This is a genomic window from Streptomyces capitiformicae (assembly GCF_002214185.1).
Lineage (GTDB): Bacteria > Actinomycetota > Actinomycetes > Streptomycetales > Streptomycetaceae > Streptomyces > Streptomyces capitiformicae.
Window position 1 is genome coordinate 2,008,247 of the sequence record NZ_CP022161.1, and the last position, 26,274, is coordinate 2,034,520.

21 protein-coding genes are annotated in these 26,274 nt (G+C 70.6%); 6 read left to right on the plus strand and 15 right to left on the minus strand.

The window, feature by feature from the left end; all coding sequences use genetic code 11:
- Window positions 1-15: 15 nt before the first annotated feature.
- From CES90_RS08860 to CES90_RS08880, 5 genes are all read left to right on the plus strand, one after another.
- Window positions 16-486 (plus strand): single-stranded DNA-binding protein, encoded by a 471-nt coding sequence (locus CES90_RS08860; protein WP_189781491.1) that lies wholly within the window; start codon window positions 16-18, stop codon window positions 484-486.
- A 207-nt stretch (window positions 487-693) separates the two neighbouring features.
- On the plus strand, window positions 694-2,127 hold the full coding sequence (locus tag CES90_RS08865; protein ID WP_189781490.1) for a TQXA domain-containing protein: 1,434 nt from the start codon (window positions 694-696) through the stop codon (window positions 2,125-2,127).
- Window positions 2,128-2,330: 203 nt separating this feature from the next.
- Window positions 2,331-3,995, plus strand: coding sequence for an energy-dependent translational throttle protein EttA (ettA, locus tag CES90_RS08870; RefSeq protein ID WP_189781489.1), 1,665 nt, complete (start codon window positions 2,331-2,333; stop codon window positions 3,993-3,995).
- A gap of 2 nt (window positions 3,996-3,997) precedes the next feature.
- Window positions 3,998-4,408 (plus strand): acyl-CoA thioesterase, encoded by a 411-nt coding sequence (locus CES90_RS08875; RefSeq protein ID WP_189781488.1) that lies wholly within the window; start codon window positions 3,998-4,000, stop codon window positions 4,406-4,408.
- Window positions 4,405-5,088 carry a hypothetical protein gene (locus CES90_RS08880; RefSeq protein WP_189781487.1) on the plus strand — a complete coding sequence of 228 codons (684 nt, stop codon included), beginning with the start codon at window positions 4,405-4,407 and terminating at the stop codon, window positions 5,086-5,088. The genes CES90_RS08875 and CES90_RS08880 overlap by 4 nt, the downstream gene beginning before the upstream one ends.
- A gap of 21 nt (window positions 5,089-5,109) precedes the next feature.
- On the opposite strand, the gene CES90_RS08885 is transcribed toward CES90_RS08880, so the two are convergent.
- Window positions 5,110-5,523: a globin gene (locus CES90_RS08885; RefSeq protein ID WP_189781486.1), complete on the minus strand. Its 414-nt coding sequence runs from the start codon at window positions 5,521-5,523 to the stop codon at window positions 5,110-5,112.
- Window positions 5,524-5,713: 190 nt separating this feature from the next.
- Between CES90_RS08885 and CES90_RS08890 the strand changes: the two genes are divergently transcribed.
- Complete coding sequence (locus CES90_RS08890; RefSeq protein ID WP_189781485.1) at window positions 5,714-6,694, plus strand: methyltransferase domain-containing protein; 981 nt, start codon at window positions 5,714-5,716, stop codon at window positions 6,692-6,694.
- 48 nt (window positions 6,695-6,742) lie between these two features.
- Here CES90_RS08890 and CES90_RS08895 read toward each other — a convergent pair whose 3' ends face one another.
- The 14 genes from CES90_RS08895 to CES90_RS08960 form a co-directional block, all read right to left on the minus strand.
- On the minus strand, window positions 6,743-8,497 hold the full coding sequence (locus CES90_RS08895; RefSeq protein WP_189781484.1) for an FHA domain-containing protein: 1,755 nt from the start codon (window positions 8,495-8,497) through the stop codon (window positions 6,743-6,745).
- 84 nt (window positions 8,498-8,581) lie between these two features.
- Complete coding sequence (locus CES90_RS08900; protein ID WP_189781483.1) at window positions 8,582-9,928, minus strand: vWA domain-containing protein; 1,347 nt, start codon at window positions 9,926-9,928, stop codon at window positions 8,582-8,584.
- 130 nt (window positions 9,929-10,058) lie between these two features.
- Window positions 10,059-11,381 (minus strand): PP2C family serine/threonine-protein phosphatase, encoded by a 1,323-nt coding sequence (locus CES90_RS08905; protein ID WP_189781482.1) that lies wholly within the window; start codon window positions 11,379-11,381, stop codon window positions 10,059-10,061.
- Complete coding sequence (locus CES90_RS08910) at window positions 11,382-13,979, minus strand: serine/threonine-protein kinase (RefSeq protein WP_189781481.1); 2,598 nt, start codon at window positions 13,977-13,979, stop codon at window positions 11,382-11,384.
- Entirely contained in the window at window positions 13,976-15,301 is a 1,326-nt protein-coding gene (locus tag CES90_RS08915; RefSeq protein WP_189781480.1) for a hypothetical protein, read from the minus strand. Before CES90_RS08915 ends, CES90_RS08910 begins: the two co-directional genes overlap by 4 nt.
- A gap of 77 nt (window positions 15,302-15,378) precedes the next feature.
- Window positions 15,379-16,410: a glutamate ABC transporter substrate-binding protein gene (locus CES90_RS08920; RefSeq protein ID WP_189781479.1), complete on the minus strand. Its 1,032-nt coding sequence runs from the start codon at window positions 16,408-16,410 to the stop codon at window positions 15,379-15,381.
- Between the two features lie 38 nt (window positions 16,411-16,448).
- Window positions 16,449-17,966 (minus strand): hypothetical protein, encoded by a 1,518-nt coding sequence (locus CES90_RS08925; protein WP_189781478.1) that lies wholly within the window; start codon window positions 17,964-17,966, stop codon window positions 16,449-16,451.
- A 414-nt stretch (window positions 17,967-18,380) separates the two neighbouring features.
- Window positions 18,381-19,379, minus strand: coding sequence for an N-acetylglucosamine kinase (locus CES90_RS08930; protein ID WP_189781477.1), 999 nt, complete (start codon window positions 19,377-19,379; stop codon window positions 18,381-18,383).
- Complete coding sequence (locus CES90_RS08935) at window positions 19,376-20,641, minus strand: 6-phospho-beta-glucosidase (protein ID WP_189781527.1); 1,266 nt, start codon at window positions 20,639-20,641, stop codon at window positions 19,376-19,378. Before CES90_RS08935 ends, CES90_RS08930 begins: the two co-directional genes overlap by 4 nt.
- A gap of 90 nt (window positions 20,642-20,731) precedes the next feature.
- Window positions 20,732-21,622 (minus strand): carbohydrate ABC transporter permease, encoded by an 891-nt coding sequence (locus CES90_RS08940; protein WP_189781476.1) that lies wholly within the window; start codon window positions 21,620-21,622, stop codon window positions 20,732-20,734.
- Window positions 21,622-22,563, minus strand: coding sequence for a carbohydrate ABC transporter permease (locus CES90_RS08945; protein WP_189781475.1), 942 nt, complete (start codon window positions 22,561-22,563; stop codon window positions 21,622-21,624). Before CES90_RS08945 ends, CES90_RS08940 begins: the two co-directional genes overlap by 1 nt.
- A gap of 7 nt (window positions 22,564-22,570) precedes the next feature.
- Entirely contained in the window at window positions 22,571-23,908 is a 1,338-nt protein-coding gene (locus tag CES90_RS08950; protein ID WP_189781474.1) for an ABC transporter substrate-binding protein, read from the minus strand.
- 98 nt (window positions 23,909-24,006) lie between these two features.
- A complete protein-coding gene (locus CES90_RS08955; RefSeq protein ID WP_189781473.1) occupies window positions 24,007-25,215 on the minus strand; it encodes an ROK family transcriptional regulator in 1,209 nt (402 codons plus the stop codon).
- Window positions 25,216-25,375: 160 nt separating this feature from the next.
- Window positions 25,376-26,212 (minus strand): hypothetical protein, encoded by an 837-nt coding sequence (locus CES90_RS08960; RefSeq protein WP_189781472.1) that lies wholly within the window; start codon window positions 26,210-26,212, stop codon window positions 25,376-25,378.
- Between the last annotated feature and the right edge of the window lie 62 nt (window positions 26,213-26,274).

Here is a 26,274-nt window from a genome sequence, read left to right on the forward strand (position 1 = left end):
GGAGGGTTTGGCGACATGAACGAGACGATGGTGTGTGTGGTGGGGAACGTGGCGACGCAACCGGTCTGCCGTGAGTTGTCGACGGGTTCCTCGGCCCGGTTCCGGCTCGCGGTCACCTCGCGGTACTGGGACCGGGAGAAGAACGAGTGGACCGACGGCCACACCAACTTCTTCACGGTCTGGGCGAGGCGCACCCTCGCGGCGAACGTGGCGTCGTCCGTGTCGCTGGGCGATCCGGTCGTGGTGCAGGGGCGGTTGAAGGTGCGCAGCGAACAGCGGGACGGGCAGAGCTGGGTGTCGGCGGACGTCGACGCGGTGGCGATCGGCCACGACCTTTCGCGGGGGACGTCGGCGTTCCGGCGGACGCCCAGGGGAGAAGCGGTGACGGCGGCCCCGTCCCAGCCGGAGCCGAACTGGGAGACGCCGCCCGGAAGCCGACTCGACACAGGGACCGAACCCCGGCTGGAGCCAGCAGGAGTGACGTGACGTCAACTCTCATTGATTTGTCGATAAGGCCTGTTCGCGAGCCGTGCGAGCGATAACGATTCCGATTCGGATCGCTTGTCCGACGATACGACTGGGAAGAGTGGTGCGCCGCATCCCTAGGATGCCGGGCATAGCTCATGGGGCTTCTGATTCTGCTGGTGGGACCACACCCCCCACATCAACGGGTCCTGCTCGAAGGGAAATTCAGTGGTTTCTTCGTTCTCGGGGTCGCTCTCCGCGTGGTCCGGTTGGGTCGCGCGCAGGCGAGGGTCGGCCCGTCTCGCCGCCGTGTCGCTGGCGTCCGGACTCGTCGTAGCGGGTGCGATCGTCACCGCGGGCGCGGCCGCCGCCGACGGGACGGCGCAGAGCCCGGGTGGAGCGACGGCCACCATGGGCGGCCTGAAGACGTACGGGACGGCTGTGATCCGTACCGACGGCGAGGAACAGCAGCTGCCCGCGGGCCTGTTCGAGATGTTCGTCGACGGCGGCGGCACCCTGCAGACCTACTGCGTCGACGTCCAGAACCCGACACAGAAGGACGCCAAGTACCAGGAGACCCCCTGGAGCGGCACCTCGCTGGGAGCCAACAAGGACGCGGGCAAGATCCGCTGGATCCTGCAGAACTCCTATCCGCAGGTGAACGACCTCGCGGCGCTCGCCGCCAAGGCCGGCGCCAAGGGGCTCACCGAGCAGGACGCGGCGGCCGGTACCCAGGTGGCGATCTGGCGGTACTCGGACGGGGCCGAGGTGACGGCCCTGGATCCGGAGGCGGAGAAGCTCGCGGACTATCTGCAGAAGAGTGCGCGGAATCTGACGGAGCCGGCGGCTTCGCTGACCCTCGACCCGCCGGCGGTCTCCGGCCGTGCGGGCGAGCGGCTCGGTCCGATCACGGTGCACACCAACGCGGACGGCGTGACAGTGACCCCGCCCCCGGACGCGGCTGCGGCCGGGGCCAAGGTAGTCGACGCGGACGGCGAGGCCGTGACCTCGGCCGGTGACGGCAGTGAGCTGTACTTCGAGGTGCCCGAGGACGCGGAGGACGGCTCGGCCGAGCTGACCGTCCAGACCTCGACCACCGTGCCGGTCGGCCGCGCCTTCGCCTCCGAGACCCGCAGCCAGACCCAGATCCTCGCCGGTTCCAGCGAGTCCACGGTCTCCGCGACAGCCACCGCGAACTGGGCGGAGAAGGGCGCGATACCCGCACTGTCCGCCGAGAAGAACTGCGCCGAGGGCGGCCTGGGCATCACCGTGGCCAACGAGGGGGACGAGGCCTTCACCTTCGAGCTGATGGGGATCGAGTACGGCATCGACGCCGGCGAGACCCGGACGGTGACGATCCCGCTGCAGGAGGACCAGGTCTACGACTTCACGATCAAGGGGCCGAACGGCTTTGCGAAGCAGTTCCGGGGCGTCCTCGACTGCCAGACGGAGACCGAGGCGGGCGCGGGCGGCGAATCGGTGCAGACGCTGAGCGAGCCGAGCCCGGCGACGGTGGGCGGGAGCACCGTCTCCGACTCCGGCACCGACCTCGCCGAGACCGGCAGCTCCGGCGCGACCCCGGTGATCGGCGGCATCGCGATCTCCCTGGTCGTGATCGGCGGCGCGGTCATGATCATCCTGCGTAAGCGGGAGCAGCGGTAGACGGAAAGAGTTCCTTGACAGCTCAACAGTGAGTGACCGCGCGGTGACCACTGCGTGCGACGCGGCCCCGGTACGCCCCCAAGGCGCCGGGGCCGCGTCGCTCTTCCGGGGGGTTCATCATTCGGTTTCCGTCGAGGGCTGGCCGTACGGCAAGATGGGTGGTACTGCCCACTGCCAGATTTCAAGCTGCCGGACGGTTTCTCTTGGCTGAGTACATCTACACCATGCGCAAGACGCGCAAGGCACACGGCGACAAGGTCATCCTTGACGACGTCACGCTGAGCTTCCTGCCTGGCGCGAAGATCGGTGTGGTCGGCCCGAACGGCGCCGGCAAGTCCACCGTTCTCAAGATCATGGCGGGCCTTGAGCAGCCCTCCAACGGTGACGCCTTCCTGTCGCCGGGCTACACCGTCGGCATGCTGCTCCAGGAGCCGCCGCTCGACGAGTCCAAGACGGTCCTGGAGAACGTGCAGGACGGCGCCGCCGAGATCATGGGCAAGCTCAAGCGCTTCAACGAGGTCGCCGAGCTCATGGCGACCGACTACTCGGACGCGCTCATGGAGGAGATGGGCAAGCTCCAGGACGACCTGGACCACGCCAACGCGTGGGACCTGGACACGCAGCTGGAGCAGGCCATGGACGCCCTGGGCTGCCCGCCCGGAGACTGGCCCGTCACGAACCTGTCCGGTGGCGAGCGCCGACGGGTGGCTCTGTGCAAGCTGCTGCTCGAAGCTCCCGACCTGCTGCTGCTCGACGAGCCCACCAACCACCTGGACGCCGAGTCCGTGCAGTGGCTGGAGCAGCACCTCGCGAAGTACGCCGGCACCGTCGTCGCCGTCACCCACGACCGGTACTTCCTCGACAACGTCGCGGGCTGGATCCTGGAGCTCGACCGCGGCCGCGCGATCGGCTACGAGGGCAACTACTCCACGTACCTGGAGACCAAGCAGACCCGCCTCAAGGTCGAGGGCCAGAAGGACGCCAAGCGCGCCAAGCGGCTCAAGGAAGAGTTGGAGTGGGTGCGGTCCAACGCCAAGGGCCGCCAGGCCAAGTCCAAGGCCCGTCTCGCTCGCTACGAGGAGATGGCCGCCGAGGCCGACAAGATGCGGAAGCTGGACTTCGAGGAGATCCAGATCCCGCCGGGCCCCCGTCTGGGCAACGTGGTCGTCGAGGTCAACAACCTCAGCAAGGCCTTCGGCGAGAAGGTCCTCATCGACGACCTCTCCTTCACACTGCCGCGCAACGGCATCGTGGGCATCATCGGTCCGAACGGCGCCGGCAAGACCACCCTGTTCAAGATGATCCAGGGCCTGGAGACGCCGGACTCCGGCACGATCAAGGTCGGCGACACTGTCAAGATCTCCTACGTCGACCAGAGCCGCGAGAACATCGACCCCAAGAAGACGCTGTGGGCCGTCGTCTCCGACGAGCTGGACTACATCAACGTCGGCCAGGTCGAGATGCCCTCGCGGGCGTACGTCTCCGCCTTCGGCTTCAAGGGCCCGGACCAGCAGAAGCCGGCCGGGGTGCTCTCCGGTGGTGAGCGCAACCGGCTGAACCTGGCGCTCACGCTCAAGCTGGGCGGCAACCTGCTGCTCCTCGACGAGCCGACCAACGACCTCGACGTCGAGACCCTGTCGTCGCTGGAGAACGCGCTCCTGGAATTCCCCGGCTGCGCCGTGGTCGTCTCCCACGACCGTTGGTTCCTGGACCGCGTGGCGACGCACATCCTCGCGTACGAGGGCGATTCCAAGTGGTTCTGGTTCGAGGGCAACTTCGAGTCGTACGAGAAGAACAAGATCGAGCGGCTCGGTGCGGACGCGGCCCGTCCGCACCGCGCCACCTACAAGAAGCTGACCCGGGGCTGATCTTGCGGCACATCTACCGCTGCCCACTGCGCTGGGCGGACATGGACGCGTACGGCCACGTCAACAATGTGGTGTTCCTCCGGTACCTGGAGGAAGCCCGTATCGACTTCCTGTTCCGCCCGGAGAAGGACTTCAAGCAGGGGTCCGTGGTGGCACGCCATGAGATCGACTACAAGAGGCAGTTGGTGCACCGGCACAAGCCGGTGGACATCGAGCTGTGGGTCACCGAGATCAGAGCGGCGTCCTTCACGATTTGCTACGAGGTCAAGGACCCGGACCAGGTCTATGTCACGGCCTCGACGGTGATAGTGCCGTTCGACTTCGCCGCACAGCGGCCCCGCCGGCTCACCTCCGAGGAACGGGAGTTCCTGGAGGAGTACAGGGATGACGAGGAGGAGGCCGTCGCCGCATGACGGTGCTCCACCTCGCCGACGAGGGGGAGGCGGCGGATCTCGCGGCCTTCCTCTCCCGGCTGCTCCACTACGACCGTGGGGCCGCGGTGCGCCTCCAGGGGGCCGGCACCGCACTGGCCGTCTTCGGCCGGCCACCGTCCTTCGAGGTGCTGGCGATCCGCGCGGTGCGGCTCGCCAAGCCGTACGAGAAGGGGCTCGACGTCACGCTCGACGTGACCGTGTCGGCGGGTGAACTCCTGGAGTCCATCGACGAGTCGGCGGGTACGGCGGTCGTGCCCGCCGCCGTCACCGGGCCGCCGTGGGCCGGGGTGCTGCCCCCGCGCGGCGGCTGGCGTCCCGAGCCGGGGCTGCCCGCGCCGGACGTGGTGCGGACGATGGTCGCCGGGGCGGTGGCCGAATTCCGGTCCCGTACGCAGGAGCTGACGCCCGAGCGGCGCACCCGGGCCGAACTCGACCGGATCGGGCGGGAGATCTGGTCCCGCCCCATCGGCGACACCGCCCTGCCGGTGCGGGCCGCGCACGCGGCACAGTCGCTCGGCTTTCTCCGGCCCTCGGGCGGCCCGGCAGAGGGGCAGCTCGCCCTGTTCTCGTCGGGCGCGTGGCTCAGGCTACGGACGGCGTACGGGTCGATCGCCGTACGCCGGGCGGGGCTCGGCTCGCTGGACGTCAGCGTCCGCTGAGCCGCGCCCTCGGGCGGTGGTTCAGCCCGGGGTGTTCACCATCGAGGCCGCCGCGTACGTCAGGTAGCTCCACAGGGTGTGCTCGTGTTCCTCGGAGAGACCGATTTCGTCGACGGCGTCGCGCATGTGCTTCAGCCAGGCGTCGTGGGCCGCACGGTCGACGACGAACGGGGCGTGGCGCATGCGGAGACGGGGGTGGCCTCGGTTCTCGCTGTACGTGGTGGGGCCGCCCCAGTACTGGATCAGGAACAGGACGAGGCGCTCCTCGGCCGGGCCCAGGTCCTCCTCCGGATACATGGGCCGCAATATCGGGTCCTCGGCGACACCCTCGTAGAAACGGCGCACCAGGCGCCGGAAGGTCTCCTCGCCACCGACCTGCTCGTAGAAGGTCTGCTCCTGAAGCGTTCCCCGCCGGATCTCTTTCACGTACCCCATGGTCTCAGACGCGGGGACGGAGGACTCAAGGCTTAGGACCAGACTGCTTGGGACCAGACTGCTTGGGACCAGACTGCTTGGGACCAGACCGCTTGGGACCAGACCGCTTGGGAGCGCGACCGGGGAGGGGCATTCCGCCCGGTGCGCCGTGACACTCGCCTCTTGGGACGTACCGCAGCACAGTGGAGACATGGGCACGCACGCTGTGGACCACGATCTGGAGCGCCTCGCCGCCGAGGCCCGCTCGGCGCTCGTACGTGAGATCGAGGCGAGCGGGGCATGGGACGCCGATCCGGTATGGCGGGAGGCGTTCGAGGCGGTGCCGCGTCATCTCTTCGTTCCGTACTACTACATCGGGGCCGTGGGCGGCTTCGAGCGGCTGTGGGGCGAGGAGCGCGACCCCAGGCGGCGTGCGCGCTGGGTGCGGGGAGCGTACGCCGACGCGCCACTGGCGACCCGGGTACGGGACGGCGAGTTGATCTCCTCCAGCAGTCAGCCCTCGCTGATGGCGAAGATGCTGGCCGAGTTGGAGGTGGAGGACGGCAACCGGGTGCTGGAGATCGGCGCCGGGACCGGTTACAACGCGGCGCTGCTCGCGCACCGGCTGGGCGACGACCTGGTCACGACGGTCGACCTGGACGTGGACATCACGGAGGCGGCGCGCAGGCATCTGGACGCCGCCGGGTACCACCCGACCGTCGTCACCGGGGACGGGGCGCGAGGAGTTCCCGAACGCGCCCCCTACGACCGGATCATCGCCACCTGCACGCTGCACTCGATCCCTCGACCCTGGCTCGAGCAGTGCGCCCCCGGCGGCCGCATCCTGACGCCGATGGCCACGGGGCTGGTCCGGCTGCGGGTCGAGGACGCCGAGCACGCCGAGGGGCGCTTCCTGCACACGTCCGCGTACTTCGTGCCGTTGCGCGGCGGCAGTGAGCCGGAGGCGGTGCATCGGCATCTGGGCGGGCTGCCGCGCCGGGCCAGGGAGCACGAGCTGTTCCGGTTCCTGCTGGCCCTGACGGCGGGCAGCCTCGACCCGCACGAGGCGCTCGCGCTCTGGCAGCGGGAGGGCATGCCATCGCGCGAGCGCTACGGGATCACGGTCAGCGGCGACCGTGCCTGGGCGTGGCTGGACGACCCGGAGGGGGCCTACTCCTGGCCCCTTCCGTGATCGTCCACCGCGTACGGGTTCCTACGGCTACTGCCGGGTTCCCCTGGTTCAGCCCCGGCGGATCGTGATCGTCGTCCACGCGCCCACGTGCACCCGGTCCCCGTCCTGGAGCGGGACCGGAACGAAGGGCTGGATGGGCTCCTCGGAGCCGTTGACCGTGGTTCCGTTCGTGGAGTTCTGGTCGACGATCGCCCAGCTGCCGTCGGGCTGCTGCACCAGTACCGCGTGCTGGTGCGAGACGCCCGGGTCCTCCGGCGGCACCGAGAGATCGATGTCGGGGGTGTCGCCGGTGGAGTGCCGGCGGCGGCCGATGGTGATCTGGTTGCCGGTGAGGGTGCGCTGCTGCTCGGGGGAGTACGCGGGCAGGTTCAGGCCCGCGGCCTCGGGGCCCGAGCGCTGCATCATCGCCATGAAGTACTCGCGGTCCGGGCCGATGGTCGCGCTCCAGGTCGCCGGTGCCTGCGGGTAGGCAGGACCGGGCGGGGCCTGGGTGGCGCCGGGCTGCGGATAGCCGTAACCGCCGGGGCGTGCCGCCGCACCGCTGGGACCGCCCGGGCCACCGTGCCCACCGGGGCCGGTCGACGAGGGCGGTGAGATCACCCAGTCATCGCCCCCGAAGGAGGGGCCACCCGACTGCGGACCACCGGGGCCGCCACGACCACCGGGACCCCCAGGGCCGCCGGGCTGGGGTCGCCCGGTCTCCTGCGGGAAGGCGGGCGGAGCCGGAGGCCCGGCCTGCTGGAACGCCTGGGGCGCCCCACCGGCCGGACCATTGCCGGGACCACCAGGGCCAGGACCAGGGCCGCCGGGACCACGGCCGCCCGGGCCGCCGGGGCCACCCGGCGTCGGGCCGGGCGGTGGCGGAACCGGCCGCGACGGATCGCCGCCGAAGCCCGAGGGGCCCGGCCGCGACGGGTCGCCGCCGAAGGCGGACGGACCGGGCTGTCCGGACGGACCACCCGGGCCTGAGGGCCCGCCACCGAAGAGGGACGGACCGCCGGGCCCACCGGGACCACCAGGGCCCGAAGAACCGCCGGGACCGGACGGGCCGCCGGGACCACCAGGACCGCTGGGGCCACCCGGTCCCGGGAAACCATCACGTCCACCGGGACCACCAGGACCGCCGGGGCCACCCGGCCCCGGGAAACCGTCACGTCCACCGGGACCGCCGGGACCACCAGGGCCGCCCGCCGGCCCACCGGGACCCGGGAAGCCGTCGCGCCCACCCGGTCCACCCGGTCCACCGGGACCGCCCGGTCCACCCGGGCCCGAGGGCTCGCCGGCGAACGGCGGGCCGGGCGGGATCGGCTCGGCGGGGCGGTTCATCTGCGAGGGCCGCGAGCTCTGGTAGTCGTACGCGTCACTGCCGCCGAAGGACGGCGGGGGCGGCTGCTGGAAGCGCAGCGCGGGGTTACCACCAGGGCCGGGACCAGGACCAGGGCCAGGGCCGGGCCCCTGACCGCCAGGGCCGGGGCCGGGGGCCGCAGGTCGGGGTGCGGCGGGCGTGTAGGTCGTCGCCGTGTTGGTCAGGAAGTTCCACCGGCACTCCTCGCAGAAGGGCGCGCCGCCCTCGCGGGGCGTGCGGCACTGCGGGCAGAGCTCCGGCTGGGCGGCGGCGGGCGGGCGTCCGCCGGGACCGCCCGCGCCCGGAGGCGGCGGAGGCGAGCCGGGCGGCGGGTATCCGTAACCGCTGCCCGAGGGCGGCGGTGGAGGCGGCGGGGGCACGGCACCGGCCATACGGTGACCGCAGACCTCGCACCAGTCGTCGGAACCCGACTGGTGTCCGTTCGGGCAGGTCGGCATGTCGGCGCTTCCCCCTCTCCTTTCCGGCCCTTCGGCCGGGTTCTGTGGCCGCGACGGGCACTGAGTACTACTGACTACTGCTCGTTACTTCTTTACACGAACAGTCTTTGTCGACCGAGTCTCGAGAGTCATCTCGTCGGCCTCCGTGACCTTCGCCTTCAGTCGCACAGTACCTGTCGCCGCGTCGACCACGTCCACCACCTTCGCAAGCAGTTTCGCAGTATCCGCGTTCCCCGACGCACTGGCGAGCTGAACGGCCCGTCCCAGCTTGGCCGTTGCTCCGTCGACATCGCCCGCTTTGCGGGCATCCAGCCCCTGTTGGATGACTTGCGCCAGTTCGGCCTGACCTGTGTAGTGCGCGACTTGGGGGTTGATCGAGGTGGAGGCGGCCATGTCGTCGGTCCAGACGGCCTTCACCAGGCCCTGCGCGCCGAGGTTCTGCGCGGTGCTGTCGGGCTGCGGGATGACCAGGGAGACACGGGCGGCGAGCATCTCCTGGCCGAGGGTCGCGGGCGGGACCTCGACGCACACGTGGTAGTCACGGGACTCGTCTCCCCACGAACCGGTCGGGTAGTCCCCGGCGCGCGGGCCGGCCTCGGTGCGGCGGTCGGTCAACTCCTCGACCGTGGGGGCCACTTGTTTCACGAACTTGATCCGCGTGCCGACCGGCGTCCACAGCCGCAGGGCGACGTCCGCGACCTCCTTGCCCATGGTCGCCTCCATCATCTGCGTGAAGTCGGCGGACAAGGCGGCAGGGTCGGCGATGATGTCGGCGGTGCCGAGCAGCGCGGAAGCGATCCCGGTGACCTCCTTGACCTCCCAGTCGGTGCCCACGCCACGCGCGTCACAGGTGAACCGCCCGGCACAGGCGTCCAGCGCGGCCTTCAGGTCCTCGGGCGACTCGTGCTCGTTGCGGCCGTCGGTGAGCAGGATCCCGTGCCGTATCGCGACGTCGGCCGAGGCGAGCAGGCGGTCGGCGAGCTTCAGCCAGGTGCCGATCGCCGTGCCGCCGCCCGCGCTGAGCTTGCGCAGCGCCTGCTTGGCCTGGTCCCGGGTGGTGGAGTCGGCGACCGCGAGCCGGCCGCCGCCGGGGTAGACCTCCCGGGCCACATGGGTGCCGTCGATCACCGCGAAGTGAACCCCGTCACGCAGGGTGTCGATCGCGGCGGCCGTGGCGTCCCGGGCGTTGCGCATCTTGGTCGGCGGGTAGTCCATCGACCCCGAGCAGTCGACCATGATCGCCACGGCGGCGGACGGGCCCTGGCCGGGCGAGTAGAGGTGCGGCGCGGTGACGGCGCTGCCCACGGTGCCCCCGCCCGTCGCGCTCACCGTCACGATCGCGTTGACCTCGCGGCCGCCCTCGGGCAGGTACTCGTTCTGGTAGACGTCCACCGAGAACTGCGGCACGTTCGACTTCGAGAAATTGGCCATGCCTACTCTGATCCCCCTAGCGGCCCCACAGCACGTGGGGTGATGACTGTGCGTGGCTGTGCCCGGACCAGTCCCCTCCGGTCCGTCGGCCGTTCCCGTCCTCCGGCCGCCGGGGCACCCGAAAGTGCCCTCAGGCCGATCCTGCCCCCGGAGGCGGGGCCGGGAACGGCAGGACGGCCACTGTTACGTTGTCGTGGCCACCGCCGTCGAGCGCGTGGCCGACCAGAACCTGGGCGCAGTGCAGCGGGCGCCCGGCCGCGTCCAGGGGCACGGCCTCGGCCATCTCCTCGGCGGCCTCCGCGTAGTTCCACAGCCCGTCGGTGCACACCACCACTACTCCCGGCCGGTCCGGTTTGAAGGAAGCGGTGTGCGGCTCCAGTTCGTACGCGTCCGCGCCGAGCCAGCCGGTGATCGCGTGGGCGCGCTCGTCGGCGTACGCCTCGGCCTCGCTCATCAGTCCCGCGGACACCATCTGTGCCGCCCAGGAATCGTCCTCCGTCAGCCGTGCGGCGGGAGCGCTCCGGTCCACGGGGACCCAGTAGGCGCGGCTGTCGCCGACCCAGCCGACGACGAGCAGGCTGGGGGTGACGACGGAGCCGACGATGGTGCACGCCGGCGCGTTCTGGTGCGGGGCGTGCTCCTGGGCCGTCTCCGGTTCCTGCGCGAGGGCGTTGACGGCGCCCGAGGCGGCGACGATCGCGTCGTGCATCGCCTGCTGCGGGTGCGTGCCGCGCGGGAGGGACTCCAGGAGTGTCTCGTTGGCGGCGCGGGCGGCGGCGAGGGAGGCGTCGTCGGGGCGGGTCGCGGACGACACGCCGTCGCAGACGATCGCGACGACGGCGGGGGAGCCGTCGGGCAGGGCGGTCGAGGAGACGGCGAACGCGTCCTCGTTGCGGTGATGGCGCAGCCCCCGGTCGCTGACTGCGGCGACCGCGCCCAACTCCTGCTCCATGTGGTCGCGTTCACGCGGCTGGGCGTGCCCGCAGTTCTCGCAGTAGCCGTCCCGGTCGACATACCCCGCCCGGCAGGCCACGCAGAGCTTCATGCCGGCCGGTGGGGTGGCCGGTTCGGCGGTGCGCGGGTCCGGCGGCAGGGGCGCCGCCAGCGGGTACTCGTCCGGTTCGCGGGGCCGGTCGAACCGCACGCCCCGCCCGGGGCCGGGCAGTTCGCCGCCGCCCGACTCGGTGCCCTGGAGGTCGGTGGGCAGGACGACCGGCGTGGACGGGCCCGAACCGGCCGACGGGGGTGCGACGGGCCAGGCCACGGACGCGGCCTCGTCCGGCGGGTCACCCGCCGTCCCGTTCATGGTGAGGGTCGGGTGGTCCTCCGGCGGCGCGGGCACCGCCGAGAGATCATGGCCGCACGCGCCGCAGAAGCGGTCGTCCGAGGCGAGCGGCCACTCGCAGATCGGGCACTTCGTCAGCGCGGTCGGCTGGGGCATCTGCGACATCAACTACACCCACGTCCGGGGGCGGTAACGGTTGGCACGTTCCACCAGGTCGATCCTCTCCTCGCCGCCTTGCGCGAGCCGGGCCAGCGTGCGGTACGCGCGCTCCAGTCCGAGGCGGAGGCCGCGCTCGTCCAGCGCGCTGCCGAGCAGCGTCCGCTCGCCGCCGGCCGGGGGCGCTCCACCCTGGCCTCCGGAGAGTACCCAGTCCAAGGCGCAGCCAAGGACCTCTGTGGACAACTGCTCACGGCGCACCGCGTCCAGACCGTACCCGCCGAGCGCCTCGACCTGGCCCGCGGCGGCGGTCAGGTCGTCCAGAAACGGTGCGTCCGGCGCGGCCCCGGACGCGAGCGTGGCCTCCGTACGGTGTCTCAACCGCGCCCGTACGGCGGCGACCCGGGCGGCGGTGTAGTGGATGGACGCCTCCGGCACGGACTCCAGGGTGCGTACGGCGTTCTGCCGGTCCCCGGCGGTCAGCCGCACCCGGGCGAGCCCGAACGCGGCGCTGACGAAGCTGGGGTCGGTCGTCCACACCAGGCGGTAGTACTCGGCGGCGTTGTCCAACTGCCCGAGGACCTCGGCGCACAGACCGAGGGCCAGCTTGGGGGCTGGCTCGCCCGGGAAGGCGTCGTAGATCGCGTCGAAGGACAGCGCGGCGTTCTCGTGGTCGCCGGTCGCGAGCGCGGCGACGCCCCGGTACCAGACGACCCGCCAGTCGTCGGGGTGGTCCCGCTCCAGGGCGTCCAGGGTGTTCTGTGCGAGGGGGAACTCGCCCATCTCCAGGCGGGCCCGCAACTCCCGCAGCCGCAGCTCCAGTGAGCCGGTGGGCGCCGCGTGCAGCGCGGTGATCAGCTCGGCGGGCGCGGAGGCGATGAGACCCGCCAGGAACCCGGCGTTCGGGTCGCCCGGGTCCACGCGGGGGATGGGCAGCGCGAGCGCCGCGGCGGCGGTGTCGAGCTGCTTGGTGAGCCGCGCGGGGGAGGAGGCCACGGCCGCGCCACCGGTCAACAGGGCGGACGTACCGGAAGGAGGAGCACCGTTCTTGGATTTCGTCTTCTCGCGGCGCATCCCCAGCCGGGACACATCCTCGTCCAGCGCACCGAACAACTCCGTGTCCGTGACCTTCAGTTCGGGCCCGAAGATCGTCGACAGGGCGGGGCGGGCCCGGCCCGTCTGGAGGGAGACGACCTCCCGCAGGACACCCGTCAGCTGCTCCGACATCTCCTGCGCGGAGGCGAACCGGCGGGCCGGGTCGGGGTCGGTGGCACGTACCAGCAGGCGGTAGAAGGACTCGTACTGGCGGAAGACCTCGATGTTGTCGGGGTCGGGCAGGGAGTCGACGAAGACGCTCGTGTAGCCCTGGAAGTCGAAGGTCAGGACCGCGAGCGTACGCGCGACCGTGTACAGGTCGGACGCCACCGACGGGCCCGCGTCGGCGACTTCGGGCGCCTGGTAGCCGACCGTGCCGTAGATGGCCGACTCGTCGTCGTCCATCCTGCGCACCGCGCCCATGTCGATCAGCTTGAGCTGGTCCTCGGTCTGGATGGCGTTGTCGACCTTGAAGTCGCAGTACAGCAGGTTGCGGCTGTGCAGATGGCCGAGGGCTTCGAGCGCCTCGATGCCGTACGCGCACGCCTGCTCGACCGGCAGGGGATCGCGGCGCCCGTCCGGTGTACGGCGGCCGTTGGCGATTTCCTTGAGGGACTTGCCGCCGACGTACTCCATGACGATGTACCCGTCCAGCGAGCCGGTGCGCTGGTCGAGGTGCTCGACGAAGTTGTAGATACGGACGATGTTGTTGTGCTCGATCTCGGCGAGGAAGCGGCGCTCGGAGATCGCGGCGGCCATCGCGTCCTGGTCACCGGTGTCGAGGAGGCCCTTCAGCACGACCCAGCGGTCGGACACGGCCCGGTCTATGGCGAGGTAGATCCAGCCCAGACCGCCGTGCGCGAGGCAGCCCACGACCTCGTACTGGCCGCGCACGATGTCGCCCGAGTGCAGCTTCGGCACGAACGAGTACGGGTGGCCGCACCTGGTGCAGAAGCCCTCCGTGCGCCCCGGCTGGTCGCCGCGCGCCCGCCCCACCGGCGCCCCGCAGTCGGAGCGTGAGCAGAACCGCTTGCGCTCGGGCACCTCGGCGGTCTCCAGGACCATCGAGCGCGGGTCCGGGCGCGGCACGTCCGGCACCTGGACCAGACCGACGCCGAGCCGGGCCCGGCCGGAGGAGGAGACGGTCTTGCCGGAGCTGCGGACGGACACCGAGCGGCCCGTCGACTTGCCCGACAGGGCGCGCGAGAGGCGGCCGGAGACCGAGCGCCGGGACTGCGCGGAGCGCGAGGACGGCCGGGAGGCGCGCGAGGAGCTGCTGGAGCCGGAGCCGCGTGAGCCCTTGCCGCCGGTGATGCCGGTGGGCGGGGAGGCGACCATGCCGTCGGGTGAGACGACCGGTGCCAGACCGCAGGTGTCGCAGTACAGCTCGCCGCCGCCCACGTCCTCGTACGAGCCCTCGCAACCGGGTCGCTGACAGGACTGCTGCTGACCCTGCTCGCTCGTCTGTTCGCCTGCCTGACCTGTGCCTGCCCGGCCTTCGCCTGTCTGACTCACGATTCCTCCCCTCTCCGGTCCTGGGGCTCACGCGGGGCCGGCACGGACTGGCCCAGCAGTTCGGCCGCCGCCTGCTGGTAGCGCAGTACGGCCTGCTCGGCGACGCGCAGGTCGCAGGGGGCGCTCCACAGCATGCGGCGCGCCGCGTCGTACCGCTCGATGAGCAGCGAGTCCTCCGCGAAGCCATGCCTCGCGACCTTCGCCTTGTAGGCGTCGAGGCGGCCGCGCAGCTCGGCGCGGACCGCCAGGGGCGCGGTGACCGCCGTCAACGACTCGCGGGCGCGCAGCAGTTCGTCGTCCGCCTTCTGCTCCAGGGAGTCAAGCAGCGGGGACAGCCGGTGCCACTGCGCGTGTCTGCGGTACTCGGCGGCCATCGCCAACTGCTCCTGCAACACCGTCGGCGGACCGGAGACCACGGGCACCTCGGTCGCGGCGATCTTCGCCAGCACCTCGCCGCGGGCACTGCGCGCCTCGGCGAGCGTGCGGTCCGCGCGGCTGAGTACATCCCGCAGCTTCACCAGCCGCGCCTCCGCGTCCTGCCGGACCGTCAACACGGCCTCGATCTCCCGGCGTACGTCCTCCAGGGCGCGCGCCTCGCGGTCGTAGGCCGAGGTGTCCGGGCGGCCGCCGCCGGGCGCCGAACTGCCCGGTGCAGGGGTCCAGAAGGCCAGCGGGTCGGAGACGACCTGCTCGCGGAGCCTGGTCAGGGTGCGGGTGATCCGCTCCAGGTCGTCGCCCGCCGGGTGCTCGCCGGGGCGTACGCCTACGGAGTGCGCGAGTTGGCGCGTGCGCTGGAGTTCGGCAGCCAGTAAATCGATCCGGGCGGGCAGCGCGGACCACACCGCGTCGGCGGCCACGACCATGTCCAGCGAGGACGCGTACAGGTCGTTCATCCGGTCCACCAGCGTGGACAGCGAGAACTGCTCGCTGAGGCGGCTCGCGCCCTGCAGCGTCGGCGCGTTCGCCATGGCCGTGGCGGAGCCGGCGACCGTGACGGCCTCGCCGCGCAGCAGCTCGGTCAGCTCCACCAGGTCCTCGCGGCTGGACCAGCGGCGGCGCGAACGGATCTCGCGGGCGCTGTGCAGCGCGTCCGTGTACGCGTCGAAGTACGCCCACAGCAGCGTGATCGACGCCTCCGCGGAGGCCCACCGCTCTTGGGTGACGCCGGTCAGCGCGGCGCCTTCGAGGAGTCTGCGGCCCGCGTGGTCCTGCAGGGCGAGGAGCGAGGTCTCGATGGCCTCGTGCTCCGCGCCGAGCCGCGCAAGCGCACGGTCCACCTCGTCCCGGTCCATCACCGGCCCGGTGGATCCCGCGACGCCCATCGATCACCTCTCGCTGCTGTCGGGGTCGGTCAGTTGGTCTGTACGTGGTCCGTCTGTGCGTGGTCGGTTCCTGTACTTCAGTCCCGGTACTGCTGGCCCGCCGACGGCCGGGAGTTCGCCGAATCCGCGCCGAGCGTCGCGGACAGCCAGTTGGTGTACGAGTCCTGCCAGCCGTCCTTCAGGTAGTCCACCAGCACCTGATTGACCCGGCGTACCAGATCCTCGGCCTTCAGATTCATCGCCACGCCGTAGTACTCGGTGGTGAAGGGCGCGCCCTGCAACTCGACCGTCGGATCCTGCGCCGCCTGGCTCGCGGCGAGCGCGCCGTCCGTGACCACGGCGTCGGCCTCGCCGAGCTGGAGCCTTACCAGGCAGTCGAGTTGGTTGGGCACCTCGATGATCCTGGCGTCGGCGGCCGGCCTGCCCGGTTTCTGATCCTCTTCAAGGGCGGTCAGGGCGGTGGAGCCGGAGGCCGCGCAGACCTTCGTGCCCGCCAGCGTCTCGTCGTAGCCCTTGATCGTCGAGGACTTGGGAACCAGGACCTGCTGGCCGGTCTTGAAGTACGGCTGGGAGAAGGCGACTTCCTTCATGCGCTTGCAGCTGATCGTCATCGTGCGGACCACCATGTCGACCTGCCCCGATTCGATCGCGGGGATGCGCTGGTTCGTGGGAATCGCCCGGAAGCGCACCTTCTTCGGGTTGCCGAGGATCTCCTCGGCTATGCGGTGCGCCAGGTCGATGTCGAAACCCTCCAACTCGGCGCCCGCCTCCGTGTTGTTCGGGTCGCGGTAGCCCCAGCGGTAGCTGTTCTGGTCGACACCGACCGTGATGTAGTCCTTCTCCTTGATCTTCGCGATCGTGGCGCCGGACTCGTCGGAGGACGGCCTGAGGCTCTGGTTCTGCGGATCGTCCATGGTGTCGCACTCGTCCGCCCGCACCTGGGTGCCCCGGGTGACGCCCTGGCCGCCGGTTCCCGTGGAGCCGTCGCCGCGTGTCCCGCTCAGCGGCAGCATGAGGGCGAAGACCACGGTCAGGGCGCAGAGGACGGCCATCGCGCCCACGCCGCCCCAGCCCCTGAGGCCTGCCCTCAGGCGTCGTACCGCACTCATCGTTCCTCCTCCTTCCACCGCGTCTCCTCCGGTCGTCCTCATCGGTACTCCGAGAGCCTGCGCCCGATGCCGAGGACCGCGCCCGCCGCGCCCAGTACCGCCAGGACGGCGGCGCCCACCGGGAGTCCGAGCATCGCGTTCCGGCCGCCCTCGGCCGCCAGCCGGAACTCCTCCTCCTCGTGCCCGCGCGCGTTGTCCAGGTTCTGGTCGACCTTGTCGAAGCAGTCGCCCGTCGGCTTGTCGCCCTGCGGGCAGTCGGCCGACACCTTGCCGTCCTTGGCACCGATCACCTGGTCGAGGGCACACTGGAAGTCGCCCCCGTCGTCGGCCTTGCGGGCGCTCTCGTGCCGCTCCAGCCAGACCTCCATGTTGGCGGTGGCGGCCTGCACGGGCTTCTCGCCGCTGGCGTCGTCGGCGATCTTCTCGGCGTCGGCCAGCGCCGACTTGAGCTCGCTCATGTCGCCCGTGAACTCGTGGTCGAACGTGTCGACGGTCGTGTCCTTGCCGTCGACCTTGATCGTCGTGGTCTCGGCGCCACGGCTGATCAGCGTCAGGTTCTCGTTGCCGCGGGCCTTGAGGGAGGCGATGCTCGCGTCGTTCAGCACGGTCAGGGACCGCACGCCGTTGTCGTACGAGTCGTTCAGCCCCGAGCGGGCGACGGTGTGGCCGACGGTCAGCCACAGCAGGACGACCGTGGAGGCGGCCGTCGCCGCGACCAGGCCGTGGTTCAACACCCGGTTCGTACGCCGGTAGTTGCGGCGCTGGGCCCAGGCCAGGCCGGCGAGGGCGACGACGCCGAGGCCGATCGCGGCCCACGGATACGACGTGGCGTCGGCGTAGTCGTCGCGCAGGCGCTGGTTCTCGTTGTCGTAGATCTTCTGCGCCTTCGGGAGCATGTCGCCCTGCATCTTGGAGTTCGCGTAGCGCAGGTAGGCGCCGCCCAGCGGGTAGCCCAGGCGGTTGTTGGCGCGGGCCCGCTCGACCAGGCCCTTGTACTCCGGCAGCAGTTCGTTCAGTTCGGCGACGAGCTTCTCGGATTCGGAGCCGGTCTCGGAGGCCGCGGCCGCGGCGGCCAGATTGTCGGCGGCATCCGCGATCTCCCGTTCGTATCTGTCGCGCGATGCCTTCGTTTCCTGGCCGCCGGCGAGGAAGCCGCTGGAGGCCGCTGTGTTGGCGTCGGCGAGGGAGCGGTAGATGTCGGCCGCGGCGGAGCTGAGGGGCTGACTGCTGTGGAGCACGTCGTCGGCGGCGCTCGAACGGTCGTTCATCTGCCAGGCGGTGACGGAGCCGAACGCGACGACGAGGAAGGCGAGGACAGCGCCGATGATGCGCAGGCGGCCGGGCTCGGTCACCGCGGCGGCCTTCAACTGGTCGAGGCCCTCCGCGAACGCCGTCCGGCGGGGTGGGCCGCCGTCGGGGCCAGGGGGCGGCACGGGTGGCCGGGACGTGTACGCGCCCTGCGGCGGCACGGCCGGGGCCGCGGCGCCCGGGTGCGGGCCGGCGGACGCGGCGGACGGTGCCGGTGGTGCCGCGCGGCCCTTCGGCGTGTATGTCACTTGACCTCCCCCATGGTCATCCCTCGGTCACCTCCGCCCCGGTGCGCGGGCAGAGGTGCACGGCCGCAAGTATCGCCGCCGGGACTGACATCCGCACAGGTCTTCACTCGATCTTGTTCCCCGATCGTGTCCGTGCGCGGTGCGCGTGTCGAATTCCGGCGCAGCACAAGGCTTCCCGCACTGCCCCCTGCCCATGAACACGCGGTTCGATCGGGTTCGGTTCCTTGGGGGTTCGTATGTGTTCGGGGGAGGGTGGGGGTGGTGTGGGGGTTTTCTCGCCCCCGCCGCCCCTACCCGTCCCATCCCCCAGGGGCGGCTGTCCCTTCGACCCCGCTGCGCCTGATAGCTCGGGGGCTTCGGTTCGTTGGCGGTTGCGGGTTGTGTGTGGTTGCTCGCGCAGTTCCCCGCGCCCCTTTAGGGCTCGAGGGCTTCGAAATGTGCGCGTACGCGCGCGTGGGCCTCTTTTTTCGCGCCCGCTTGGTCCAGGCCCAGTAGGGCCGCGCCCAGGACGGGGGGCGCTGTGACCACCTTGGGGGTGGCCTTTGGGGCTGCGGTGGCCAGTAGGTCGCGTACTCGGGTGTCGAGGTGGGGGTGGCGGGCCGCCAGGACGCTGCCGCCGAGGAGGACGGGGGTCTCCTCCTCCAACAGGTCCAGGCGGGTGAGGGCCACCGTGGCCATGGTGACCACCTCCTCGGCCAGGCGGTCGATCAGGGAGCGGGCCACCGGGTCGCCGGCGGCCGCCGTGGCGAAGAGCACCGGGGTCAGCTCGTGGCGGCGGGCGGGCGGGATGTTCTCCAGGTGGAGGGCCTCGATCAGGGCGTACATGGAGTCCAGGCCGAAGTGCGCGGGCAGGGTCCGGGCGAGGGCGGTCGGGCCGCCCCGGCCGTCCTCCGCGCGGGCCGCGTGCCACATCGCCTCCTCGGCGAGGCCCCAGCCGCCGCCCCAGTCGCCGGAGACGCGCCCGAGCGCGGGGAAGCGGGCGGTGCGGCCGTCGGGGCGCATGCCGACGCAGTTGATGCCGGCGCCGCACACCACGGCCACCCCGCGCGGCTCGGCCACGCCCGCCCGGAGGATCGCGAACGTGTCGTTGCGGACCTCGACCGAAGCGCCCCACACGCGCGCGTGCAGCGCGGCGGCCAGCCCTTCCTCCTCTACGGGGAAGTCGGCGTTGGCGAGGCAGGCCGACACATGGTCGACCGCCTCGACGCCCGCCTCGTCGAAGGCCTCCCGCACCACCTCCGCCAGGGCGTCCACGGCCGTCGGCACCCCCACCGCCGGCGGCCGGAACCCGCCCCCGCGAGCCGTGCCCAGCACCTCCCCGTCAGCCGCGATCACTGCCACGTCGGTCTTGCTGTTGCCCGCGTCGATCGCGAGGACACTCCCGGTCACGCCCGCGCTCACACCAACGCTCATGCCCACGCGAGGTGCTCCCGGTTGTGCGCGATCAGCTTGTCGGTGAGGGCGTCGGCGTACTCGTACTGGCCGATCAGGGGGTGGGCCAGCAGCGCCCGGAACACGCGGTTCCGGCCGCCGCGCAGCGCCGCGTCGAGCGCCAGGTCCTCGTAGGCGGTCACGTTCGCCATCAGACCGGCGTACAGCGGATCCACGGACGGCACCGGCAGCGGGGCGGCGCCCTCGCCGCTCACTGACGCCTGTACCTCGATCACCGCGTCGGCGGGGAGGAAGGGCAGCGTGCCGTGGTTGTACGTGTTCACCACCTGGTACGTGCTGCCGCTGCCGCCCAGCAGCGACGCGGCCAGGTCGACGGCGGCCTCCGAGTAGTACGCGCCCCCGCGCTCGGCGAGCAGCGCGGGCTTCTCGTCGAGCGCCGGGTCGGCGTACATCCGAAGCAACTCGCGCTCCATACGGGCCACTTCGGCGGCCCGCGAGGGCTTGGTGCGCAGCTCCCGTACGACCTCGTCGTGGGCGTAGAAGTAGCGCAGGTAGTAGGAGGGGACCACGCCCAGGCGGTCGAGGAGGGGGCGGGGCAGCCGCAGGTCGGCGGCGATCGTCCCGCCGTGGTCGGTCAGCAGCTTCGCGAGGACGTCCTCGCCCGCGGGGCCGCCGAGGCGGACTCCGGTCTCCCAGGTGAGGTGGTTGAGACCCACATGGTCCAGGTGCACCTCGGCCGGGGTCACGCCCAGCAGGTTGGCGAACTTCCGTTGCAGTCCGATCGCCACATTGCACAGTCCGATCGCCTTGTGACCGGCCTTGAGCAGGGCGCGGGTCACGATCCCCACCGGGTTCGTGAAGTCGATGATCCAGGCGTCAGGGTTCGTACGGCGGACCCGTTCGGCGATGTCCAGGACGACCGGGACCGTGCGCAGCGCCTTCGCCAGGCCACCGGCACCGGTCGTCTCCTGCCCGACGCAGCCGCACTCCAGCGGCCAGGTCTCGTCCCGCTCCCTGGCCGCCTGTCCGCCGACCCGGAGTTGCAGCAGCACGGCGTCGGCGTCCGCCACGCCCGCGTCCAGGTCGGCCGTCGTCACGATCCGCCCGGGGTGTCCCTGACGGGCGAAGATGCGCCGGGCCAGACCGCCGACCAGCTCCAGCCGCTCGGCGGCCGGATCGACGAGCACCAGCTCCTCGATCGGCAGCGTGTCCCGGAGCCGGGCGAACCCGTCCACGAGTTCGGGTGTGTAGGTCGAGCCTCCGCCGACCACGGTGAGCTTCACTGAGGACTCCATGACTTCAGGACACGGGGCACGCCGACGAACGGCCGGGGGTCCGGGGGTTGTCCCCCGGGGAAGCACTGCATGTGGATATCAACCCTTCACTCCGGTCAGAGTGACGCCCTCGACGAACGCCTTCTGAGCGAAGAAGAACACGAGGATCACGGGGGCCATGACCAGCACGGTCGCGGCCATGGTCAGATTCCAGTCGGTGTGGTGCGCGCCCTTGAAGGACTCCAGGCCGTAGCTCAACGTCCAGGCGGCGGGGTTCTCCGAGGCGTAGATCTGTGGGCCGAAGTAGTCGTTCCAGGCGTAGAAGAACTGGAAGAGGGCGACAGCCGCGATACCCGGCTTGGCCATGGGCAGGACGACCCGCACCAGGGTGCGCAGTTCGCCGCAGCCGTCCACCCGGGCCGCGTCCAGGTACTCGTTCGGGATGGTCGTCAGGAACTGCCGCAGCAGGAAGATCGAGAACGCGTCCCCGAACGCCATCGGGATGATCAGCGGCCACAGTGAGCCCGACAGGTCCCACTGCTTCGCCCAGAACAGGTACATCGGGATGACGACCACCTGCGGCGGCAGCATCATCATCGAGATGACCAGCATCAGCGCCGGATTCCGGCCCCGGAAGCGGAACTTGGCGAGGGCGTACGCCACGGGGAGGGACGACACGACGGTGAGGACGGTGCCGAGGCCCGCGTAGATCAGGGTGTTCTTCCACCAGGTCAGGAAGCCGGGGGTGTCGAAGACCTGCCGGTAGTTGTTCCACTCCCAGGTGTCCGGGACGAGGTCGCGGGTGAGGGCCTGCTGGTCGCTCATCAGCGAGGTGAGGACGACGAACACGAAGGGCAGGGTGAAGAAGAGCGCGGCGGCGACACCGAGGGAGTGGACGGCGATCCACTCCAGGAGCACGCGCCGGCGTGCGGTGCGCTCACTCGTGACGGAGACATCCGCCAGTGCGGGCTTGTCGAGTATCCGGGTCATCAGTCGGCCGCTCCGATCAGTCCGCCCCGGCGCCGCATCAGCAGCGCCGTGAACACCATCGACAGGGCGAACAGCACGAGGGCGACCACGCAGGCGGCGCCGTAGTCGAAGCGCTGGAAGCCCAGGTTGTAGACGAGCTGGGGGAGGGTGAGCGTCGACTTGTCCGGGTAGCCCGGTTCGAACTGCTGGCCGGAGCCGCCGATGATCCCGGAGGCGACCTTCCCGGCCACCAGCGGCTGCGTGTAGTACTGCATCGTCTGGATCACGCCCGTGACCACGGCGAACATCACGATCGGCGAGATGTTCGGCAACGTCACGAACCGGAACCGCTGCCAGGCCGACGTCCCGTCCAGTTCCGCGGCCTCGTACTGCTCTTTCGGTACGTCGAGCAGGGCGGCCATGAAGATGACCATCAGGTCTCCCACGCCCCACAACGCCAGTGCGGTGAGGGCCGGCTTGGACCAGGCGGGGTCCGTGAACCAGCCGGGTGTCGGCAGCCCCAGGCCGTCGAGGACCGAGTTGACCGGGCCGGTGCCGGGGTTGAGGAGGAAGACGAAGGCCAGCGTCGCGGCGACCGGCGGGGCCAGGTACGGCAGGTAGAAGAGGGTGCGGAAGACGCCCGCGCCCGTCTTGATCTTCGTGATGAGCAGACCGACGCCGAGCCCGAACACCACCCGGCAGGTCACCATCACCAGCACCAGCCAGAGCGTGTTGCGCAGGGCGGGCCAGAACATCGGGTAGTCGGTGAAGACGTAGGCCCAGTTGCCCAGGCCGCGGAACACCGGTGTGCCGAAGCCGTCGTACTTCATGAGGGAGAAGTACACGGTGGACACGAGCGGATAGGCGAAGAAGACGCCGAAACCGATCAGCCACGGTGACAGGAAGGCCACCGTTCGAAGCGCCGACCTGCGGCGCTTCGCGCGGAGAGTGTGCGTGGACATCGGGACGCTACTTCGCCTGCTCGATGTCGGTGTCGATCTGCTGGGCGGTCTTCTCCAGGCCGGCCTTGAGGTCCTTCACCTTGCCGGACTCGTACTGGTAGCCGAAGTCCTGCAGAGTCGTCTGGTACGTCGAGCCGTTGATGGACGCCGGCGGTGTGTTCGACTCCGGGTGCTGGGCGATGTCCAGGAACGTCTTGAAGCCGGGGTCCACCTTCAGGTCGGGCGACTTCAGTGCCTCGAAGGTGGACGGCACGTTGTGGATGGCGTTGGCGAAGGAGACGACGGCCGCGGTGTCGGTCGTCAGGTACTTCACCAGCTCCCAGGCCGCGTTCTGCTTCTCGCTCTGCGGGGCGATCCCGATGATCGTGCCGGAGAGGAAGCCCTTGCCGTACTCGTCGGCCTCGTCGTCGGCGACGGGCATCGGGGCGGTGCCGATCTCGAAGCCGACGCCGGCGTCCTTCGCCATCCCCAGACGCCACTCACCGTCCAGCTGCATGGCCACCTGACCGGTCTGGAACGGGTGCTTGGCCCCCCACTCGTCACCGAAGGTGTTCCGGTACTTCTCCAGCCTCTCGAAGCCGCCGAGCGAGTCCACCAGGCTCTTCTGGTACGTGAACATCTCCGCGAACGCCGGGTCCTCGGCGATGCTCGACTTGCCGTCGGCGTCGAAGTAGGAGTGGTCCCACTGGGACATGTAGTGGTCCACGACCGTCTCGTAACCGTGGTAGTTCGGCATGAAGCCCAGCTGCGAGTAGCTGTCCCCCTCGGTGGCGGTCAGCTTCTTCGCGACCTTCGCGAACTCCGACCACGTCTTCGGCGGCGACTTGATCCCGGCCTTCTCGAACGCGTCCTTGTTGTAGTACAGCCCGTACGCGTCCCCGAGGAGCGGCAGGGCACACCGGGTGCCCTCGAACTGGGTGTAGTCCAGCATCGGCTTCGGGATGATCTTGTCGAGCTCGAGCTCGGACTTCTCGATGAAGGGCTTCAGGTCGAGGAAGGCCCCGGACGAACAGAACTTCCCGATGTTGGAGGTGGTGAAGGACGACACGACATCCGGCCCGTTCGAACCACCGGCCCGCAGCGCCTGGTTGAGCTTGTCGTCGTTGATGTTCCCGACGACCTTGACGGTGATGTTCGGGTGCGCCTTCTCGAACCGGTCGACGTTCTCCTGGATGGCCTTCACTTCGGTGGGGGCACTCCAGCCGTGCCAGAAGGTGATGGTGGTCTTGGCGTCGGGGTTGTCGGTGGCTCCGGACGAGGACTGTCCGGTGCAGGCGGTGGCGAGGAGGGCGAGGGAGGCGGAGGCGGCGAGCGCGATTGCCGTGTTCTTGGATATTCCGGGCATGGCGGGGTCTCCTGAGGGCAGGGAAGGGTGACTTTGCGTTGCGCGGTAAGGGGAGCGCCCCAGAGGGGCGCGGCGACACATCAGCGGGAGGTGACTGATCAGCGGGAGGTATCGAAGACTTCGTCACGAGTAGTGGTCAGCGCGCTCTCCAACGCCCCCCGCAGCACGGGGCGTTCAAGCACGTCACCGAGAACCAGCCGAGGCCGGGACGCGGCAAGCTCACCCAACTCGGCCTGGACCAACCCCCGAAGCGGCTCACCGCCGGAGGTCAGCGCGGCACCGCTGAGAACGATGAGCTCGGGATCGAGTACGGACACCAGCGCGGCCAAACCGGTCGCGAGCCCGGTGGCGTACGTGGCCAGAAGCCGCCGATACGGCCCGGAGGTAACGTCGGCGGCCCGCGCGACCAACGCCGCCGCGACCTCGGCGTACGGCCCGTCGGGGATGTCGGCGATGCCCAACTCACGGGCCAGCCGGGGGAGGACCTGCGACCCGGCGAGCTCCTGGAAGCCGCCGCTGTTGGCCTTGGTCACATGCCGGACCAGCGGAGCGCCCGGCACCGGCAGGAACCCCACCTCCCCGGCACCCCCGGTGAACCCCCGATGCAGCCGTCCGCCCAGGACGACCGCGGCGCCGAGACCGCCCTCGTTCCACAGCAGGACGAAGTCGTCGTGGCCCTTGGCCGCACCCAGCCGTTGTTCGGCGAGGGCGACGAGGTTGACGTCGTTCTCGTACTCCACCGGCATCGGCAGCGCGGCGGCGAGTTCGTCGAGGAGGGTGGGGGAGTGCCAGCCGGGGAGGTGGGAGGCGTAGCGCAGCCGCCCGGTGCCCGGGTCGAAGGCGCCGGGGGTGCCGATGACGAGGCGGCGCACGTCGGACCGTATGAGCCCGGCTGCCTTGACCGCCTCGTCGAGCGCGGTGGTGACCTGCCGTACGACGGGCTCGGCCGATCGGCGTCCGGGGGTGGGGACGGCGTACTCGCCCACTGTGCGGCCGGTGATGTCGGCGACGGCGGCGAGGACGCGTTCGGGGGTGACGTCGAGGCCGGCGGCGTACGCGGCGGTCGGGTCGACGGCGTACAGCTGGGCGTTGGGGCCGGGTCGGCCCTCGCCGGCGCCGGTTCCGCCGGTGCCTGTGGCGACCACGAGCCCGGCGGCCTCCAGCCGGGCCAGCAGCTGTGAGGCGGTCGGCTTCGACAGGCCGGTGAGCTTGCCGAGCCGGGTGCGGGAGAGCGGCCCGTGCTCCAGCAGCAGATCGAGCGCGGCACGGTCGTTCATGGCGCGCAGTACGCGAGGGGTTCCTGCCATGGGTACGCCGCTCCCCAACTGTTAGGAAACTTTCCTATCGGATGTCGATGGCAGGAAACATAGGACTAGACCAGTCGGGCGTCAATATCCGGCCAACGAAAAAGCCCCCGGGCAACGGAGTCGTTACCCGGGGGCGATGCGTGCCGCGAAGGCGGTGGCGCTACGTCACGTCGACGTAATCGGCCGCCGAGGTCTTCGCCGCGGTGGTGGACGTACCCGCGAACTTGTAGCGGTACGAGCCGTCCTGCGACGCCTTCACGGTGGTGGACAGGGCCCCGCCCGTGCCGGAGGTGACCGTCTTGACGTCGGTGTAGGCGGTGGCGCCCTTGGCCTTGAACTGGAGGGTGACCTTCTGGTCCTGGTAGCCGGTGAAGGTGCCCTTGGCCCAGTCGGCGCGGGTGAGCTTGCCCTTGACGGTCAGGGTCGTGCCCTTGACGGCCGGCTCAGGGGTCGCGTTGGTGCCGAGCCCGGCCTTGCGCTGCACCTTGGCCGTGCCGAGGTTGCCCCACGCGTCGACGCCGCTCTCGAAGCTGACGTGGTCGTCGGAGTCGTCCATGTCCACGTACGAGCGGACGTAGACGGCGGCGGCCTTCCAGGTGGTGGCGTCCGCGGCGCTGTGGAGCTGCTCGCGCGGGTCGACGGTGAGCGTCGTCCCGCACGACTCGGTGACCGTGGTCTGAGTCGTCGCGGTCGTGGTGCAGGTCGGCGCGTTCGAGGAGGTCTCCAGGGCGTTCGCGGTCTCCGTGAGCGAGCCGCGGTACAGGATGACGCCCAGGAAGTTGTTCTTGTAGTCGATGACGAGGTCCGACGGGCGGGTGAAGCTGTAGGTGACCGGCACGGTCACCCTCGCGTCGGTGCCGACCACGATCGACTTGCCGTTGTTCACCGTGATGGCACCGAAGGCCAGGTCCGGCGAGTCGGCGAGCGCGGTGGGCGCGGCCAGGCCGGTGAGAGCCAGGGCGCCGGACACGACGGCGCCTATGGCGAGCTTTCGCATGAGTCCCCACATTCGAGGCGAGCCCCTGGGCGTTGCGCTCCAGAACAAGGGCTCGCTGTTGG

Coding starts and splice junctions, on each gene's coding strand:
- CES90_RS08950 (WP_189781474.1), bottom strand. CDS start 23,908: ATGCCCGGAATATCCAAGAACACGGCAATCGCGCTCGCCGCCTCCGCC.
- CES90_RS08915 (WP_189781480.1), bottom strand. CDS start 15,301: ATGGGCGTCGCGGGATCCACCGGGCCGGTGATGGACCGGGACGAGGTG.
- CES90_RS08880 (WP_189781487.1), top strand. CDS start 4,405: ATGACGGTGCTCCACCTCGCCGACGAGGGGGAGGCGGCGGATCTCGCG.
- CES90_RS08960 (WP_189781472.1), bottom strand. CDS start 26,212: ATGCGAAAGCTCGCCATAGGCGCCGTCGTGTCCGGCGCCCTGGCTCTC.
- CES90_RS08945 (WP_189781475.1), bottom strand. CDS start 22,563: ATGTCCACGCACACTCTCCGCGCGAAGCGCCGCAGGTCGGCGCTTCGA.
- CES90_RS08955 (WP_189781473.1), bottom strand. CDS start 25,215: ATGGCAGGAACCCCTCGCGTACTGCGCGCCATGAACGACCGTGCCGCG.
- CES90_RS08900 (WP_189781483.1), bottom strand. CDS start 9,928: ATGGCCAATTTCTCGAAGTCGAACGTGCCGCAGTTCTCGGTGGACGTC.
- CES90_RS08940 (WP_189781476.1), bottom strand. CDS start 21,622: ATGACCCGGATACTCGACAAGCCCGCACTGGCGGATGTCTCCGTCACG.
- CES90_RS08895 (WP_189781484.1), bottom strand. CDS start 8,497: ATGCCGACCTGCCCGAACGGACACCAGTCGGGTTCCGACGACTGGTGC.
- CES90_RS08920 (WP_189781479.1), bottom strand. CDS start 16,410: ATGAGTGCGGTACGACGCCTGAGGGCAGGCCTCAGGGGCTGGGGCGGC.
- CES90_RS08860 (WP_189781491.1), top strand. CDS start 16: ATGAACGAGACGATGGTGTGTGTGGTGGGGAACGTGGCGACGCAACCG.
- CES90_RS08930 (WP_189781477.1), bottom strand. CDS start 19,379: ATGAGCGTTGGTGTGAGCGCGGGCGTGACCGGGAGTGTCCTCGCGATC.
- CES90_RS08885 (WP_189781486.1), bottom strand. CDS start 5,523: ATGGGGTACGTGAAAGAGATCCGGCGGGGAACGCTTCAGGAGCAGACC.
- CES90_RS08890 (WP_189781485.1), top strand. CDS start 5,714: ATGGGCACGCACGCTGTGGACCACGATCTGGAGCGCCTCGCCGCCGAG.